Source organism: Mesorhizobium sp. PL10 (assembly GCF_053714315.1).
This window is the reverse complement of record NZ_JBSKBR010000003.1, coordinates 268,470-284,755: the sequence shown is the minus strand read 5'-3', so window position 1 is coordinate 284,755 and position 16,286 is coordinate 268,470. Positions and strand designations below refer to the sequence as shown.

Genomic DNA, 16,286 nt, shown 5'->3' with positions numbered 1-16,286 from the left:
AGCCCCTTTTCATGGCACGCCCAGCAACAGCAGCGGTAAGGCTTCTCACCGGCGAGCGCGAGCCCGTCAGACTTGCAACAACTGGTCCGATTGACGTCGATACCGGCGGGTTGCTGACGATCGATGGCGTTGTGACTGAAGTCGGCGACCGCGTGCTGGTCAAGGACCAGACCGACGGCTCGGAGAACGGCATCCGCACCGTTTCGGCCGGCCAATGGTACCGAGCGGCCGATGCTCGGTCGTCGCGCACCATGCAGAAGGGAACGACGGCTCGTGTCCAGGAAGGCACTGCAAATGCGGGCAAGACCTTCGTTTTCAACACGCTGGATCCTGTGGTTGGTGACACCGCGCTTTCCATCATCGAGGACACGCCGGCCGCTTCTCAACTCCTCAACACCCAGACCGGCACAGGTGCCGTTTCCCGCACCATCCAGAACAAATTTACCGAGATCCTTTCGGTGAAAGACTTCGGCGTCGTTGGCAATGGTGTCGCCAATGACACGGCGGCGATCGCACTGGCTGAAGCTGCGCGCGCTGCTGTGGGCGGTGAGCTTATCTTCCCGTCAGGCAGCTACCTATTCAGCGGTCAGGCGATCAACCGCGCCAACGGCGGCGGCTGGCGCGGCCTCGGCGACGTCAAATTCCTGCCGGTCGCAAACAGCAACGTCATGATCGACGTGGCTGGCGCCATCATCGGTTCCCCCGTGCCGTTCAAGGTCCAGAACATCCGCTTCGTCAACAACGGCAAGACCGGGATCACAGCGTACCGCGAAAGCGCGCCTTACTATACCTCGCTGAAAGGATTGAGCTTCAGCGATCTCGCATACTGCGCCATTTTCACAGGCAGCGCAGCGGCGGCGCAAACGGGCTGGATCAACATCGATGACATTAATCAGCGCGGCGCCGGCACGTGGGTGTTCCAGAGCGCCGACGACAGCCATTACATCTTCAACATCAACATCAACAACCTCAACCAGCAGGGTACTGGCGCGTCGACGTGGCAAGACTTGAAGATGTTCAAGCTCAGCCGGGCAGTGTCGGTCTACCTCAACAACGTCAATGCCGCCTCGCTCGATGGCGGTGCGGATGGCGTCTCAATGGTCGGCGACTGTCAGGGCGTGTTTCTGGTCAACACCATCATCGGTTGGCCTCGCACTGGCGTCATCGCCCAGGTCGGAACCGACACGCTCATTCCGTCCTATGTCTACCTCGTCAACTGCGGCTTTGATCAGGCCACGGTGGCGGGTCTGGACATCAATGGTCGCACCTGGCGCATCCACAATACCAACTCGACCAACGGCTATCTGCGCGGCAGCACCAGCGCCGCCTTGCGCCTGCGCGCCACGGCCACTGATATCGTCGTGCGCGACTTCCTCGCCGCCTACATGAACCACAATGGCATCCAGGTCGACACAGGCGCAACGAAGGTCATCCTCGCCGGTATCACCGCAGAAAACAACAACCAGAACGCGGGCGGCAACTTCGACGTGAATCTGAACGCCTGCCTCCGCAAGGACGTCATCCTCGAAGGCCGCAACTACATCGGCGCGGCCGGCGTCAATGCGACGGCTCAACGTGTCATCAACGGCAAGTCATCCGAAGCTGTTTCGCTGAACCTCACCCCGGCCTCGACCACGGCGGTCACGACGGCCGAAGACTTGATGACCTACAGCATTGCGGCCGCGTCCCTCGCGATCGGTCGCCGTGTCCGGATCAAGGCATGGGGCACCACCGCAGCGAACGCCAACACAAAGACCGGCCGGCTGTGGTTTGGTACGACAAACATGGGCGGCTGGGCATCGGCACTCAACGGCGTCGGCTGGCAGATCGAAGGCGAAGTGTTCATCACGGGTGCCGCTACCCAGTCCTACGTCAGAGAAACGTCAGGCCCGAGCACCATCTCGCAGATCACCAGCGGCACTGGCGCCGACGCGATCAGCGGTGCCATTGTCGCCAAATTTCAAGGGCAGAACGGCACCGCCAGCGCCGGGGATATCACCTGTAACGGACTTGAGGTCGAGGTGCTGGACTGACCTATATGCTGTCTTGGCGATCGGCCGCGACACCGCAACGGTGACGCTGCCGCAGCTTGCCGGCCAGTGTCGGCGGGCTTTTGCGTTCAGCCCTTGACGCTGGGTTCTGGCGGCTTTTGCGCCTGGTCGAACGATAACCGCTGGACCGTCGCGACGATAGCCGTTGCCAATGCTTCGGCCTCGTCGATCAAGTCCGGACCATAAAGCCCGTTGACCATTTCCTCGCTGGGGAGCACGCCGGGCGGGCAGTGGTTTTCGATCGTTTCTCTGATCAAGCGCAGGGCTGCCCGGCATTCTGGATCGTTCTTCATGGCGATTCGAACACCGACGCTCGGTAAAAGTTCCGGAACCATTTTAGCTAAAACTAATTGAATCCGCGTTCTCGGAGTATCCGTGTATGAGTGCTGACCGGCTGAAGTTCATCAAGCCGCAGGAACCGCGGCTGGTGCTGGAGCCGCCTATCAGCGACGAATGGCTGCACGAAATTAAATATGACGGCTTTCGCGTCCAGCTCATCCTTGATTGGGCCGGCGCCCGTGCCTTCACTAAGAATGGCCACGACTGGTCGAAGCGGTTCTGGCCGGTCATCGACGCCGGCGAAAAGCTGCCGGCGAAGTCCTTCATCATCGACGGCGAGATGATCGCCCCGGAAGCCGACGGCCGTCCGAACTTCCACGCCATGCACTCACGCATGACCTGGAACGCCGAACAGCTCGCCTTCGTCGCCTTTGACATTCTGCACAAGGATGGAAGTGATCTGCGCGTGCTGCCGGCGATCGAGCGCAAGGCCATCCTCTGGGATCTCGTTAAACCAGCCAAGGGCATCATCCAGTACAGCCAGCACGTCGAGGGCAGCGGCGCCGACTTCTTTGCCGCAGTCGACAAGATGAAGCTCGAAGGGATGGTGTCGAAGCGGCGCAACAGCCCCTATCGCAGCGGCGAATCCGATGCCTGGGTAAAAACGAAATGCTGGGATGTCGACCGCCTCGATCTCATCGGCGTCAAGCGGGAGGCCGGCAAGCAGACCGAGGGCCTGTTCGCCAAGGATGGCAAATATGTTGGCAAAGCCGTCATCGCGGCCACACGCGTCATCAAGGAACGTCTGTGGCAGCGGATCCAGCGCGCCGAACAGCCGGCCGGTGTCCCCACCGCTGTCGCCGACGGTGACGTCGAGTGGGTGAAGCCCGGTATCACTGCCCGCGTCCGGCATCTGCGCGGCGAGCCCAAGCTGCGCCACGCGTCGGTGCAGGACATCATCGAGGATGGAACCTAAGACGAAATGCCAGCTTAAAGGTTGATGAGCACGCGCGGCACCGACTTTTTGTATAAATGGATCTCCAACAACGTGCCGAAGACGGTCGGCGCCGATATCATTTCGGTGGCTGAGCTCACCCAGAAGCTTTTCGCCGACGCCAAGGCGATCGGAATCACCAGCACCGAAATTGAGGAAGATACCGGCAGCGTCTACCAAGCCATCTTCGACGCGATCGTGCACCAAGATGTCGGTTTGGCGGACTGATAAGGAACGGTTCACGTCGAGCAGCGGCGAGGTGGAGTCACCGGCCCTGTCATGTTCTGCTGTATGAACGGTGCCTTCTTGCCGGTGATCTTCTCTATCGATTTCAACAGCGGCTCATGGACCTCACGAAGCGCTTGGTAGTGCTCGCTGTGGTACGCCAGTAGCGGACCGATGATGCTCTTGTGCAGCGCCTCAGCCGCCACGAGAAAGCGCTCGATTTCATCCTGCGATAGCTGTTTTGAAGGCTTGGTCCTGGCCATGGTAGCGAACTCCGTTCGAGGGGGGTCGCCGCAACGAGGACTATAATCCTACATGCCGGGCCGGCTGGCAATCTGGACGCCCTACCTCACAGGAAGCAATAGGGCCAGGGCGGCAAGCGAGGCCATCAGGAGGCTTGCCCACATCCCTACCATGTCGCGCCGTCTGTAACGCCACACCGCGCTTGCGAGGCACGTGGCCCCAATGGCCGCGATGTAGAGCGGAACCATCAATAAAACGCTTGGTAGCAACTGTCGCCAGTCTGCCGAAAGTCCTTATCGAAATAGGTGACGCAACGCCTGATCAATCGTTCGGTCCCTCCAGTGTTTTCCCAATAGGACACTACGGCCTGTGTACCGTCAGGCCACGATAGTCCAGCTGCTGCACCGGTCTGTCGCCAACCCGACAAGGCGAGGTTTGCAGAACTGGTCCCGGGAACAATGACCCACGATGCCGACCGAGCCACATTCAAAGTCGCTGCCAAGGCCAAGGCTGGGATAATGATCCACTTCACCCCCTGGTAGGTCATTTCCTCAACCTCACACCGGCGCCGCCGCCGTTCTCGGGGATGAACTCGACGCCGGCAGCTTCAAGCGCTGTCCGCATCGCCGCGATGGTCGACTGTTTCGCGTCTGATCCGTTTTCGATGCGCGTGACTGTGTTTGCGGTCACGCCGGCTTTTTCGGCGAGATCCCTTACTCCCCACCCCAAAGCTGCCCTGGCCATCCGCATCTGAACTGGCGTCATTTGTACATTGTCCCTATGCAAGTTGACGAAACGTCGTTTCGTCGCTATCAATTGGGACGTTGTACACTTAGAACGCTACAGGAGCAACCAATGCCGAATACACCTGTTCCGGCAGCCGGCGGAGCTATGCCCGCCCTCTGCCGTGTCATTCGCCTACGCTTCGCGCTGATGCTGCTGCGCACGGCGCGCAAGCTGTCAGACCGCGCGGAACGCATCATCAAGAGCTTTGAGGGGCGGTCGTGAACGCCCCCGTCGGAAGTCTGAAGCCCTTCGGCATCCCGGAGGGGATAGATCCGCGCACCTGGCGCCGCGCCATCGAGAAGGAACTCAATGCGCTATTCGACAAAGCCACGGCGCTCATCACCGCCCTCGATGTGATGGAGGCGGATTGTGACCTGGAAGACGGCGCGGACTCTGAGCCGTGGCTTGGGTGGACTGATCGCGGCCCCCAGACGATGAGTCCCGTGTTCAGCGATGGCCGTGGGAGCCCCCACGACGACCGCGAGCAGGACAACAGCGATTACGAGGACGATGGCACCCTGGAGCCTTCGCTAGGGGCGCCAGAGCGCCACCCTTGGTCACGGGACGCCGATCCGCTCAGCGGCCTTGCAATGCCTCGCAGCTGCTTCACAAGGCAGGAGCCGGGCCAATCGCAGGAGCACTGGGCCGATGGTTCCCGAGGCGACCACGAGCGCGAGGTTGATCACGACCGCGAAGCGGACCCGGCTGATTACGATTGCCCCGGCGTCATTTGGGGTGGCAATGAGAGTCCGCCCAACACCGGGAAAGGGGGTGCGTCGTGAACACGCCCTTTCAAGAAGCCTGCGAGTTGGAAGAGCCGCTGACCACGGCCACCGATCTGATGAAGGCATTGGCGTTCATTGCTGAAACGTTGGGTCCCGATGTCAGCAGCGTCGTGCAGCGGCTGGCCTGGATGGCTATTGAGCAGATCGGGGCTGCCGAAGAGTGTCGCTCGCGGCTCTGCCAGATCACTCGCCGCGAGGAAGGGCCGAAGCCATGAGAGCCGTCATCAGCAAGCAGTATCCTGGCAACGAGGCTGTGGACGTCATGGACCATGCCTTAGACCTGCTGCGCGTCGCGCGTCTCGCCATCAACGCCTACGAGGCCGACCCGTCCAACGTGTCGAAGGATGAAATGGCTTCGATAGCCTATGTCCTGATCTATGCGCAGGACGTGCTCAAGCCGCTTCGGGAGCACCTGAACAGCAAACAGGCGTAGATCATTCCGCAGGCGAAACGTTTTGGCCCGCTGCCTCACGGTGGCGGGCGAAGTCATTTTGTATACTCGTCTTCTATGCTGTCCAATGAACGGAGTTCCTCGCCGATCCGTACGTTGAGGGTGCGCAGTAGGTCCGAAACCTGGCTAAGCCATCGGAAAGCATTATCCTTGCTTCTGGCCTGCTCCGTGTTCACGCAAGCATCTCGGAGCTTGGTGGTCAGTTCGCGAACCTGATCGTCGAGGACCCGCTCTCTCAGTTTTACAACCGTGGTTTGGGCGATGAAGAATTCGTTGCTCACGTCTTCGCCCACGAGGTTTTGCCGCCAAACTCCTGTCTCTCGATGAGCCGCCTCGTCAGCCAAGAACGTCTTGGCGGCAGATCTGGCAAGGTCGCCAGCGCGGTCCTGGAGTTCCAATAGTGTCACCCGCTGAAACTCGATCCGTCGAGTTCGCGCTGCGTCTTGCCGTTGCTCCAGCCGCGCGATCCGTTCACGATGAGCCGTGCGGCGATCGGTCAAGATTTGGGTGAAGGCACCTATAAGTGCGCCGGCCACTAAGGTGACTACAGGAAACCACACCTCGGGAGATAGACCGGCGGCTTCTGACGGTACACCGGTCACGGGCATTTCCAAACCTCCAGCAACGACCGGTAAATCAAAATAGGCGCGGGCAACTGCCGATCCTCGGGGTGTGCCGCCAGGTATCGACAAGCTAAGTCGCCAACCTGACTGTCCATAGCGCCCGTCGGAATACAGATGAATTTTTTGCCTATCACCGACTGCCCGGTGGCTTGGTCGATCACTCCTAGGTTGATACCGTTCATGTCGACCGCGCCAAGAATGTAACCTCGCGCATAGGCTGGCGATGAAGTGCAGAAGTCGTGAAGCTGGTTCCCGCTGAAAAAGTTGGCATTGGCTGTGCCGGTCCAGAACGTCGATAGCAGGAGTGCCGCTGCAGCCTTTTTCATAACCTGAAAGCCCTCCCTCTACCCGACCGGGCTCTTTTCTCGCGCGCGAAGGGAAAGGAGTGCAAGAACGCTCTCGGCTTATCCCACAGCTTCGATGTTGCCCCAGGCGTTGCCCCAGGCGCGTAATGGACGTTTCGACGGGAGGATAAAACTCACCTAAAGCCTTGAAAATGTTGGCTCCCCGGGCCGGATTCGAACCAGCGACCAACCGGTTAACAGCCGGTTGCTCTACCACTGAGCTACCGGGGAACAGAGGCTCTCATGTGAGTGGCGCAGCCTATAGCAAACCCGTTTCGGCTTTGCAAAGAAGCATTTCGCATTTTTTAGCGCTTTTTCATGCAATGGTTTCTGGCAATCGTCTGAGAACACCACATATGAGCCGTCTGGGCTGCCGCCTGGCCTTGGTCGGCGGAACCAAAAGGTGATGGCAGCCTTTACGACGTATGGCTTTACTGACGGCAACCGGATCGACTTTCGACATGACTACAGCAGGCGAAAACCAGGCAGCGGCGCGCAAAATCTCGGTGTTCGGCCGCGAGTTTACCATGCCGCGCTCACGCGGCCTCAGGATCGCGATCGGTATCGTCCTGGTGTTTTTCGGCATTCTCGGCTTCCTGCCGATTCTCGGCTTCTGGATGATTCCGCTCGGCCTTTTGGTGCTTTCCTACGAATTTTCCGCGGTGCGCCGCCAGCGGCGGCGGTTCGTCGTCTGGTGGGAACGGCGGCGCCGACCGAACTGAAAAGCGTTGGGGGGCCGGCTCAGCGGCCGCTGCGCCTTTCCAGCCCCTCGCAGATTTCCTTGAGGACGGCGGCGGCGGAAGCCAGTCGCGCGATCGTGCGGCGAAAGCCGGTTTGCTCCCTCGATGGAGAGGCGGTCGAGCGCGTATCGCACAAGCTATTCGCAGCGCAACAGCGACAATCTGCGCGAAACGCTGTTGTCCAGTCCGCCGCGGCCTTGGCATGGGCTACCTCCATATCCCGCTAAGTAAAGGTGCAGGTGGGAGTTTCGCCTGCCAGGCAGTCGTGCTTAGTGGGCCGCTGATATACCGCTCCGCCAAGCGGTTAAACCGCTCGGGAACCACGTTAGGGAGGCTGACGCGGAAAGCGCGCCGGAATGCTGCACGAACGCTTGACGACCTTTCGTCGCCACCATATTGAGTTCGCTCGCCGGGAGCGACGAGGCCTCGTGGCGGAGTGGTTACGCAGAGGACTGCAAATCCTTGCACCCCGGTTCGATTCCGGGCGAGGCCTCCAGTTGCTTCAGCTCCCGCGCGGCGGGGGCTTGAGTTCCGGTCGAATGCGCCGCAGTGTTGGCGCGGCAAGCGCATTTCAGCGCATTGGTTTTTGACGGATTGGTTGGGACATGAGCGCTGATTTCTCCGAACTTCGCGTCAAGATGGTCGACGGCCAAGTCCGCACCACCGATGTGACCGACGCAGCATTGCTCGATGCCATGCTTGCGGTTCCGCGCGAGGCCTTTGTCGGGGCAACGCAACAGCCTCTTGCCTATATTGACGAGGATATCTGCATCTCCGACGGCGGCGATGGCAGCGGTGCGCGCTTCCTCATGGAGCCTTCGCCGCTGGCCAAGCTTTTGCAACTGGCCGAGATCAGCGCCGGCGATTCGGTGCTCGATGTCGGTTGCGGCACCGGCTACTCCGCGGCGCTGCTGTCCAGACTGGCAAAGTCCGTTATTGCGCTGGAAAGCGATACCGGATTGGCAGAAACGGCCAAGGCCGCACTCTCGGCGCAGGGCTGCGACAATGTCGCCGTGGTCACCGGGCCACTGCCCCAAGGTCATGCCGCCAAGGCGCCATACAATGTGATTCTCGTTGGCGGCAGCGTCGAGGAAGTGCCGGCGGCACTGCTAGGCCAACTCGCCGAAGGCGGCCGTCTGGTGGTTGTCGAAGGGCAGGGCAATGCGGGTGTGGCCCGGCTTTTTTTCAAAGCAGGGGGGGTTGTAACCGGAAGACGGGCATTTAATGCGGCAATTAAGCCACTACCGGGATTTGAACGCATTCACGCGTTCGAATTCTAAGTGATTTTGCCTTGCAGCAAAGACGCTGTCATGTTGGCTTGCGATTGGACAATCGTTGCTGATTTGGTTAACCGGTGTTTCGGGAGGCCGTCAGCGGGGGAACGATAATCGACGCGGCGCTGGCTGATCCCTTGGGATGGGCTGGCGTGGCGTGGTTCCCGTGCAAAACGAATGAGGGATTTAAAGTGCCGTCCTTAGCCAAGAGCTTTTTTGTTACCGTCCTCATTTCCGCGACAGCGCTCTCGCCGATAGCCGCCTCCGCGGAAACCATTCTCGGCGCGCTTTCCAAGGCCTACCAGAACAATTCGTCACTGAACTCCGCTCGTGCGGGCGTGCGCGTCACCGATGAGGGCGTGGCGATCGCCAAGTCGGGATACAGGCCGGTCATTACCGGGAGTGCGGACGTCGGCTACGCCAGCCGGCACCTCAACGGTTCAAACGCCGGCACTCGTCTGACAACAGGGAGCTTCGGCGTCGCCATCAATCAGATGCTATTTGACGGGTTTCAGACCAAGAACAACGTCGCGGCAGCCGAGGCGCAGGTCAAGGCGTCGGTCGAGAGCCTGCGCAACACCGAAGAGAATACGTTGTTCAACGCGGCAAGCGCCTACATGGATGTCATCCATGACCGTCAGGTGGCGGTGCTCACGGAACAGAATTTGCAGTTCCTGACCGAGCAGGCGCGCGCGGCGCGCTCGCGCTTCGAGGTCGGCGAAGGTACGCGCACCGACGTGGCGCAGGCCGACGCCTCGCGCTCGGCCGCGGTGGCGCAGTTGAGTGCTGCCCGCGCACAGGCGCTGGCCAGCGCCGCTACCTACCGCCAGATCGTCGGCGACGATCCGGGCAAGCTCAAGGCGGCGTCCCCATTGGCGAAGCTTTTGCCGAGGAGTCTCGATGCGGCGATCGACATCGCGGCGACCGAACATCCGGCCATTCTTTCTACCGAGCATCTGGTCGACGCAGCCGCATTTCAAGTGAAGTCGCACGAAGGCGCGCTGCTGCCGCAGCTTTCCGCTTCCGCCGGCGTTTCGGACGACTACTCCAAGAACTCGCCGGAAACCTTGACGTCACAGAATGGCACCACCCGTTCCGCCAACATCGGTGCGACACTGACCATTCCCATCTATTCGGGCGGCCGCACCTCGGCCCTGGTCCGCCAATCGAAGGAATCGCTTAGCCAGGCTCGGATCGAGGTCGACGTCAGCCGTGATCAGGTCCGCCAGGCCGTCACTTCGGCATGGACGCAGTACACCTCGGCGCAGGAAAGCGTTGACGCCAACCGTCAGGTGATCGCCGCCGCGCAATTGGCGCTCAACGGCGTCATCGAAGAGCGCAATGTCGGCCAGCGCACCACACTCGACGTGTTGAATGCGCAGAACGCCGTCATCTCGGCCAAGATCGACCTCGCCAGCTCCGAGCGCGATGTGGTGGTCGCGAGCTACGCCATCCTTTCGGCCATGGGCCGACTGTCGGTCGATCGCCTGGCTTTGCAGGTGACGAAGTACAAGCCTGAAGAGCACTATATCGCCGTCAAGGACAAGTGGATCGGCCTGCGCACGCCTGACGGCCGCTGATCGCGTCCAGACGGATTAAATCCCCCAGGATTGAAGTGTTGCAGCGCCGCGCATCCACAGGGATGCGCGGCGCTATCCTTTCGTACCGACAGATCTTTTCCGAAAGAAGGGCTTTGGTTCGGAGCCATGTCTAAATTGTTGAAATCCCGCGTCTCCTGAGATTGGGGATTCTCGGATGGCAATCCGTCGGCTACGCTATCGCCATGATTCGTGCCCGGCTTTGCCGGACAAGGAATCTTGGAACGGGTCACTACAGCGCCGCGCGTCCGATTGGACGCGCAAGGACGCTGTAGCACTTGGATTTTGCGCATGATCCTGTCCGAAAATCGAACCGATTTTCGGGGTCATGCGCGGGGCGGCGGATGTGACGATGGCGACGGCAAGCAGCGCGCAGCGCGAACCTTCCATGGAAGAAATACTGGCTTCCATCAGGAGGATCATCGAAGACAGCGACACCGGCCGCAAACAGCCGGGTGACGGCGATGAGTTGCGCCAGGACCTAGCGCCCGCCGCCGGGTCGGCCTCGGATGTCGAGGCCTTCCGCAGCGAGCTGCACAGCGCGGCAGAAAGCAAGAAGCCGGTGACGCTGGCCGAGGTGCACGCCCAACTGGCCGAACCTGTAGTGACGCGGCTGGAGCCGCGTTCCGAGCCCGCTCCGGTGAAGCCCGCCACGCCGGTAAATCCTGGTCCTACGACCGTCGCGCCCCCCGCGCATGCACCGATGACCCTGGCGGAAGTGAGCGCCAGAATCGCCAGCGAGTCTGCTCCGGCGGCCACAGCAGAAGCGCCGGCCGGGCCGAAGGCGGAAACCACCGATACGATTGTTACCGATTGGCGGCGCGAAATTGCCGCCGTCGGCAGCCAGCCAAAGCCCGCCGATGTGGCCAAGCCGCTGGAAAACAGTCCGCAAGAGATCAAGCCGCAAGAGACCGGGGAGCGGCAGGCTGCAGCAGCCGAGATCGAGGCTTTCGAGGACGATCTCGCGACCGAGCCGACTTTCGAGCATAGTCCTTCGCGCGGCGAGCAGGCGAACCAGGCAGATGCACTGCCGGTTCGCCCGGCGATCGTTTCGGAACACACAGGACGACAGGTCGCCGCAGCCTTCGGCGAGCTCTCCGACGCCTTTGCCAGCCGCAGCAAGAAGACTTTCGACGAGATGGCAGAGGAGATGTTGCGGCCGATGCTGCAGGATTGGCTGGACAATAACCTGCCGACGCTGGTCGAGCGCCTGGTGCGCGAGGAAATCGAGCGCGTCGCGCGCGGCGCGCAGTAGGGATCGCAACCTACTCCGGATCAAAGCGCTGCCCTTGGGCGGCGCTTTTTCGTTGCGGTCAGGTAGAGCCTGGCCTTGTGGCCAAGGCGGCACCCGGACCTGTTGCCTCGATCCATGCCGCCCTATCTAATGGCTGGTACCGTTGGCCGCCCGCGGTTGACTTGGCCAAAACCTTCCGATTTACACCGAACCAGCAAAATCCCGACAGCGCGGACCATTTTCCCATGCTTGAAAAGACCTACGACGCCAAGACCGTCGAGCCGAAGATCGCCAAAATCTGGGAAGAGGCGGACGCCTTCCGTGCCGGGGCAGGTTCGGAGGAGGGGGCCGAGGCCTTCACCATCGTCATCCCGCCGCCGAACGTCACCGGCTCGCTGCATATGGGGCATGCGCTCAACAACACGCTGCAGGACATCCTCGTGCGCTTCGAACGCATGCGCGGCAAGAACGTGCTGTGGCAGCCCGGCATGGACCATGCCGGCATCGCCACGCAGATGGTGGTCGAACGCCAGTTGATGGAAAAGCAGATCCACCGCCGCGATCTCACCCGTGAACAGTTCATCGAAAAGGTCTGGGAGTGGAAAGCCGAGTCCGGCGGCGCCATTTTCAACCAGTTGAAGCGGCTCGGCGCCTCGGCGGACTGGTCGCGCGAACGCTTCACCATGGATGAGGGCCTGTCGAAGGCCGTGCTCGAAGTGTTCGTCACGCTCTACAAACAAGGGCTGATCTACAAGGACAAGCGCCTTGTGAACTGGGACCCCAAGCTCTTGACGGCGATCTCCGATCTGGAGGTCGAGCAGCAGGAGGTCAACGGCAACCTCTGGCATTTCCGCTATCCCGTCGAAGGCGAGACGTACGATCCGGAAAACCCTGCGACCTTTATCACCGTGGCGACGACACGCCCGGAGACGATGCTGGGCGACACGGCGGTTGCCGTGCATCCCGATGACGAACGCTACCGGCATCTGGTCGGCAGGAATGTCGTGCTGCCGATCGTCGGCCGGAAAATCCCAGTCGTGGCGGACGAGTACTCCGATCCGGAAAAAGGCTCCGGCGCGGTCAAGATCACGCCGGCGCACGACTTCAACGATTTCGAAGTCGGCAAGCGCCACAAGCTGCCGGCAATCAACATCCTGACCGTCGAGGCCGCCATCAAACTGAGGGATAATGAGGACTTCCTCGCCGGTCTTGAGGTGACGCCGGAGCGCCAGGCCGTCTGGGATGAGCTCGACGGCCTTGATCGTTTCGTTGCCCGCAAGAAGGTTGTCGAGCTGATGGAGGCCGGCGGCTTTCTCGACAAGGTCGAGCCGCATCGCCACGCCGTGCCGCATGGCGACCGCGGCGGCGTGCCGATCGAGCCGTTCCTGACCGAGCAATGGTATGCCAATGCCGCCGAGCTGGCCAAGCCGGCGATCGCCTCGGTGCGCGAGGGCCGTACCAATTTCGTGCCGAAGAACTGGGAAAAGACCTATTTCGACTGGATGGAGAACATCCAGCCTTGGTGCATTTCGCGCCAGCTGTGGTGGGGTCACCAGATCCCGGCCTGGTACGGGCCGGACGGGCGCGTCTTCGTCGAGAAGACCGAGGAAGAGGCGCTGGGCGCCGCTATCGAATATTACCTGGCGCTGGAAGGGCCTTGGAAGGCCTGGGTCGAGGAAAAGCTCGAGAATTTCGAGCCGGGCGAAATCCTGACCCGTGACGAGGATGTGCTCGACACCTGGTTCTCCTCGGCGCTGTGGCCGTTCTCGACGCTGGGCTGGCCGGATCACACGCCCGAGTTGAAGACCTATTACCAGACCGATGTGCTCGTGACCGGCTTCGACATCATCTTCTTCTGGGTCGCCCGGATGATGATGATGGGCCTGCACTTCATGCACGAGGAGCCGTTCCACACCGTCTATGTGCACGCGCTGGTGCGCGACAAGAACGGGCAGAAAATGTCGAAGTCGAAAGGCAACGTCATCGATCCGCTCGACCTCATCGACGAGTTTGGCGCCGACGCGCTGCGCTTCACCCTGACGGTGATGGCCGCACAAGGGCGCGATGTGAAGCTCGATCCGGCGCGCATTGCCGGCTACCGCAATTTCGGCACCAAGCTGTGGAACGCGACGCGCTTTGCCGAGATGAACGAGGTCGCGCGCAATGATGATTTCTGGCTGAACGACGCCAAGCTGGCGGTCAACCGCTGGATCCTGACAGAGCTGACCAGGGCGTCGCACGCGATCACCGAGGGCATCACCTCATACCGCTTCAACGAAGCTGCGGGCGCTGCCTACCGCTTTGTCTGGAACCTGTTCTGCGACTGGTATCTGGAACTGTTGAAGCCGGTGTTCATGGGCGCCGACGAGGCGGCCAAGGCGGAAAGCCGCGCCTGCGTCGCCTTCGTGCTCGACGAAATCTACAAGCTGCTTCACCCGATGATGCCGTTCATGACCGAGGAATTGTGGGCGCAGACGGCAGGCGAGGGCAGGACGCGCGACTCGCTGCTTTGCCACGCCGCCTGGCCGTCACCGGATTTCGAGGACGCCGATGCAGCCGCCGACATCAACTGGCTGGTTGATCTCGTCTCCGGCATCCGCTCCGTGCGCTCGGAGATGAACGTGCCGCCGGCGGCGATCGCGCCGCTGGTGGTGGTCGGCGCCAGCGCCGAGACCCACCAGAGGCTGGAACGCCATGCCTCCGCCATCAAGCGGCTGGCGCGGGTCGGCGATATCTCGCTGCAGGACGCCGCACCCAAGGGCTCGGCCCAGATCGTGCTCAACGAGGCGACAATCTGCTTGCCGCTCGGCAGCCTGATAGATCTTTCCGCCGAGGCGGTGCGGCTGCAGAAGGAACTGGCCAAGGTGACCGAGGAGATCGCGCGGCTGCACAAGAAGCTGTCGAACGAACGATTCGTCGCCAGCGCGCCGGAAGAGATCGTCGCAGCCGAGCGCGAAAAACTCGACGAATACCGCGATCAGCAGGAGAAGCTCTCGGTGGCGTTGACCAGGGTGCGCGACGCCGGTTGAGCACCGGATTCGCGGGGCGCCGACAAGCGCTTCGCGACGGCTCTTTTGCCCAAAAAACAGGCATTCCGTTGCGTTAATATTGACGTAAACGGAAAGTTTCAGCCCCATTGTTGCCATAATGTAACAATCGGGAGGAATGCCGGCAAAACAGCCGGATTTCGTGCCGTTTTAAGCGTTTCTTTCTGATTTCTTTCCTAATGTGCCTCCCAAATGGCCATTTTTGGACCTGCTGGCCAGGCCGCCACTGTGTTCGAAATGCGGTCCGCAAGAGTGTACGTGTACGCTATGTGATTTCATTGTTGCACCGTTAACCTGAATTGGTTCTAGCTTGACGCACTCGAATTCGGGGAGGACATCCATGAACAATTTGCGTTTGAAAACACTGCTGGGGGCGGGGTGTTTTTCGCTGGGCTTGATCGGTTCCGTGCATGCCGGCGGCATTGAGCGCGGTGGCTACGACATAGACCTTCTGTTTGATCCAGCTCCGTTCGCCACGGAAGCCGAGGCGACTTATGTGATGCCAGAGCGCAAGCTCAAGAACGCGGTCGATACCGATCCGAGTGACGGCAATCTTACATTCCTGGGCAGCACTGCGAAAGACAGCAAGAGCTACTGGGTGCCGCGAATCGGCGTCAAGGCCGAGGTCGTCAAGGGGGTCGACTGCATGTTCGACTATTCCCAGCCGTGGGGCGCGCACACAAATCCGGGTCTGTGGGCTGGTGCCGAGTCCAACATGGAAACGGACATCAAGAGCAACAACTACGCCGGCACTTGTTCTTACAAGATGGATGCCGGCAAAGGCCAGGTTCGCTTCATAGGCGGCGTCTATTACCAGGAAGTCTATGGCTTCAAGGAAGACCTGGTGTCACCGCTGGTGCCGGGTTTCCAGGGAACCGGCCGTGTTGATCTCAAGGGGACCGGCTGGGGCTGGCGCGCCGGCCTTGCCTATGAAATCCCAGAAATCGCGCTGCGCGCCAGCCTCGTCTACAATTCGCGGGTCAAGCTCGACAACATCTCGGGCACGCTGGACTTGACGCATGTTGGCCTTGTCGTGCTGCCGATCTACGGCGCGACGGAGTACATGCCGGACACGGTCGAATTGAAGTTGCAGTCGGGCATTGCGCCCGGCTGGCTCGCCTTCGGCTCGCTCAAGTGGGTCAACTGGAGCCTGCTGCAGAGTGTTCCGATTTGCGTCCAGGGCACTCCCTCTGCGCTGTGCGTTACCGGTGATGCCCTGCATTCAGCCCAGATCACCTCGCTGGACCTGATGTATCGTGACGGCTGGACCGTCACCGGCGGCATTGGCCACAAGTTCAACGATGACTGGAGTGCGGCCGGCCAGCTTTCCTGGGATCGCGGCACCTCTCACGGCTATGGCTCGCAGACCGATACCTGGACAGTCGGCGGCGGCGTCGCCTACACGCCCAAGCCCAACATAGAGGTTCGTCTGGCCGGTGCGATCGGCGTGCTGACCAGCGGCCATTCGGGAACAGTGAATGGCGAAAACGGCTATGTGGCAGGCGAGGAAGTCAGCTACGACTTCGGCAACGATCTGGTCACGGCGATTTCGGGCGGCCTCAAGATCAAGTTCTAAGCCTCTGGAAAGTCGAATGAAAAGGCCGGGCAATGC

18 protein-coding genes and 2 tRNA genes are annotated in these 16,286 nt (G+C 61.0%); 14 read left to right on the top strand and 6 right to left on the bottom strand.

What is annotated here, in order from left to right:
* Window positions 1-11: 11 nt before the first annotated feature.
* On the top strand, window positions 12-2,033 hold the full coding sequence (locus ACWGTO_RS07580) for a hypothetical protein (protein ID WP_454574243.1): 2,022 nt from the start codon (window positions 12-14) through the stop codon (window positions 2,031-2,033).
* Window positions 2,034-2,119: 86 nt separating this feature from the next.
* Here ACWGTO_RS07580 and ACWGTO_RS07575 read toward each other — a convergent pair whose 3' ends face one another.
* A complete protein-coding gene (locus tag ACWGTO_RS07575; protein ID WP_454574242.1) occupies window positions 2,120-2,344 on the bottom strand; it encodes a hypothetical protein in 225 nt (74 codons plus the stop codon).
* 86 nt (window positions 2,345-2,430) lie between these two features.
* Between ACWGTO_RS07575 and ACWGTO_RS07570 the strand changes: the two genes are divergently transcribed.
* Both ACWGTO_RS07570 and ACWGTO_RS07565 read left to right on the top strand, forming a co-directional pair.
* Entirely contained in the window at window positions 2,431-3,306 is an 876-nt protein-coding gene (locus ACWGTO_RS07570) for an ATP-dependent DNA ligase (protein WP_454574241.1), read from the top strand.
* 24 nt (window positions 3,307-3,330) lie between these two features.
* The gene (locus ACWGTO_RS07565; protein WP_454574240.1) at window positions 3,331-3,552 is read left to right on the top strand and encodes a DUF768 domain-containing protein; all 222 of its coding nucleotides are present in this window, start codon (window positions 3,331-3,333) and stop codon (window positions 3,550-3,552) included.
* An 11-nt stretch (window positions 3,553-3,563) separates the two neighbouring features.
* On the opposite strand, the gene ACWGTO_RS07560 is transcribed toward ACWGTO_RS07565, so the two are convergent.
* Window positions 3,564-3,812 carry a hypothetical protein gene (locus ACWGTO_RS07560; RefSeq protein ID WP_454574239.1) on the bottom strand — a complete coding sequence of 83 codons (249 nt, stop codon included), beginning with the start codon at window positions 3,810-3,812 and terminating at the stop codon, window positions 3,564-3,566.
* 523 nt (window positions 3,813-4,335) lie between these two features.
* Window positions 4,336-4,557: a helix-turn-helix domain-containing protein gene (locus ACWGTO_RS07555; RefSeq protein ID WP_454574238.1), complete on the bottom strand. Its 222-nt coding sequence runs from the start codon at window positions 4,555-4,557 to the stop codon at window positions 4,336-4,338.
* Between the two features lie 90 nt (window positions 4,558-4,647).
* On the opposite strand from ACWGTO_RS07555, the gene ACWGTO_RS07550 reads away from it, so the two are divergent.
* From ACWGTO_RS07550 to ACWGTO_RS07535, 4 genes are read left to right on the top strand one after another with little or no spacing between them, the layout of a single operon-like run.
* Window positions 4,648-4,800 carry a hypothetical protein gene (locus ACWGTO_RS07550; protein WP_454574237.1) on the top strand — a complete coding sequence of 51 codons (153 nt, stop codon included), beginning with the start codon at window positions 4,648-4,650 and terminating at the stop codon, window positions 4,798-4,800.
* The gene (locus ACWGTO_RS07545; RefSeq protein WP_454574236.1) at window positions 4,797-5,360 is read left to right on the top strand and encodes a hypothetical protein; all 564 of its coding nucleotides are present in this window, start codon (window positions 4,797-4,799) and stop codon (window positions 5,358-5,360) included. Before ACWGTO_RS07550 ends, ACWGTO_RS07545 begins: the two co-directional genes overlap by 4 nt.
* On the top strand, window positions 5,357-5,578 hold the full coding sequence (locus ACWGTO_RS07540; RefSeq protein ID WP_454574235.1) for a hypothetical protein: 222 nt from the start codon (window positions 5,357-5,359) through the stop codon (window positions 5,576-5,578). Before ACWGTO_RS07545 ends, ACWGTO_RS07540 begins: the two co-directional genes overlap by 4 nt.
* Window positions 5,575-5,796 carry a hypothetical protein gene (locus ACWGTO_RS07535; RefSeq protein WP_454574234.1) on the top strand — a complete coding sequence of 74 codons (222 nt, stop codon included), beginning with the start codon at window positions 5,575-5,577 and terminating at the stop codon, window positions 5,794-5,796. Before ACWGTO_RS07540 ends, ACWGTO_RS07535 begins: the two co-directional genes overlap by 4 nt.
* Before the next feature lie 53 nt (window positions 5,797-5,849).
* On the opposite strand, the gene ACWGTO_RS07530 is transcribed toward ACWGTO_RS07535, so the two are convergent.
* The 3 genes from ACWGTO_RS07530 to ACWGTO_RS07520 form a co-directional block, all read right to left on the bottom strand.
* Window positions 5,850-6,422 (bottom strand): hypothetical protein, encoded by a 573-nt coding sequence (locus tag ACWGTO_RS07530; protein ID WP_454574233.1) that lies wholly within the window; start codon window positions 6,420-6,422, stop codon window positions 5,850-5,852.
* Window positions 6,413-6,763 carry a Rap1a/Tai family immunity protein gene (locus ACWGTO_RS07525; protein WP_454574232.1) on the bottom strand — a complete coding sequence of 117 codons (351 nt, stop codon included), beginning with the start codon at window positions 6,761-6,763 and terminating at the stop codon, window positions 6,413-6,415. The genes ACWGTO_RS07530 and ACWGTO_RS07525 overlap by 10 nt, the downstream gene beginning before the upstream one ends.
* Before the next feature lie 174 nt (window positions 6,764-6,937).
* Window positions 6,938-7,012: transfer RNA gene (locus ACWGTO_RS07520), tRNA-Asn, on the bottom strand.
* Window positions 7,013-7,242: 230 nt separating this feature from the next.
* Between ACWGTO_RS07520 and ACWGTO_RS07515 the strand changes: the two genes are divergently transcribed.
* The 7 genes from ACWGTO_RS07515 to ACWGTO_RS07485 all read left to right on the top strand — a co-directional run bounded on the left by ACWGTO_RS07515 (window position 7,243) and on the right by ACWGTO_RS07485 (window position 16,250).
* Entirely contained in the window at window positions 7,243-7,503 is a 261-nt protein-coding gene (locus ACWGTO_RS07515; protein ID WP_454574231.1) for a hypothetical protein, read from the top strand.
* 440 nt (window positions 7,504-7,943) lie between these two features.
* A tRNA-Cys gene (locus tag ACWGTO_RS07510) sits at window positions 7,944-8,017 on the top strand.
* Window positions 8,018-8,126: 109 nt separating this feature from the next.
* Window positions 8,127-8,801: a protein-L-isoaspartate O-methyltransferase family protein gene (locus ACWGTO_RS07505; protein WP_454574230.1), complete on the top strand. Its 675-nt coding sequence runs from the start codon at window positions 8,127-8,129 to the stop codon at window positions 8,799-8,801.
* A gap of 185 nt (window positions 8,802-8,986) precedes the next feature.
* Complete coding sequence (locus tag ACWGTO_RS07500) at window positions 8,987-10,375, top strand: TolC family outer membrane protein (protein ID WP_454574229.1); 1,389 nt, start codon at window positions 8,987-8,989, stop codon at window positions 10,373-10,375.
* Between the two features lie 370 nt (window positions 10,376-10,745).
* A complete protein-coding gene (locus ACWGTO_RS07495; protein WP_454574228.1) occupies window positions 10,746-11,648 on the top strand; it encodes a PopZ family protein in 903 nt (300 codons plus the stop codon).
* Between the two features lie 224 nt (window positions 11,649-11,872).
* Window positions 11,873-14,656, top strand: coding sequence for a valine--tRNA ligase (locus ACWGTO_RS07490; RefSeq protein WP_454574227.1), 2,784 nt, complete (start codon window positions 11,873-11,875; stop codon window positions 14,654-14,656).
* 358 nt (window positions 14,657-15,014) lie between these two features.
* Complete coding sequence (locus ACWGTO_RS07485; RefSeq protein WP_454574226.1) at window positions 15,015-16,250, top strand: outer membrane protein transport protein; 1,236 nt, start codon at window positions 15,015-15,017, stop codon at window positions 16,248-16,250.
* Window positions 16,251-16,286 lie beyond the last annotated feature (36 nt).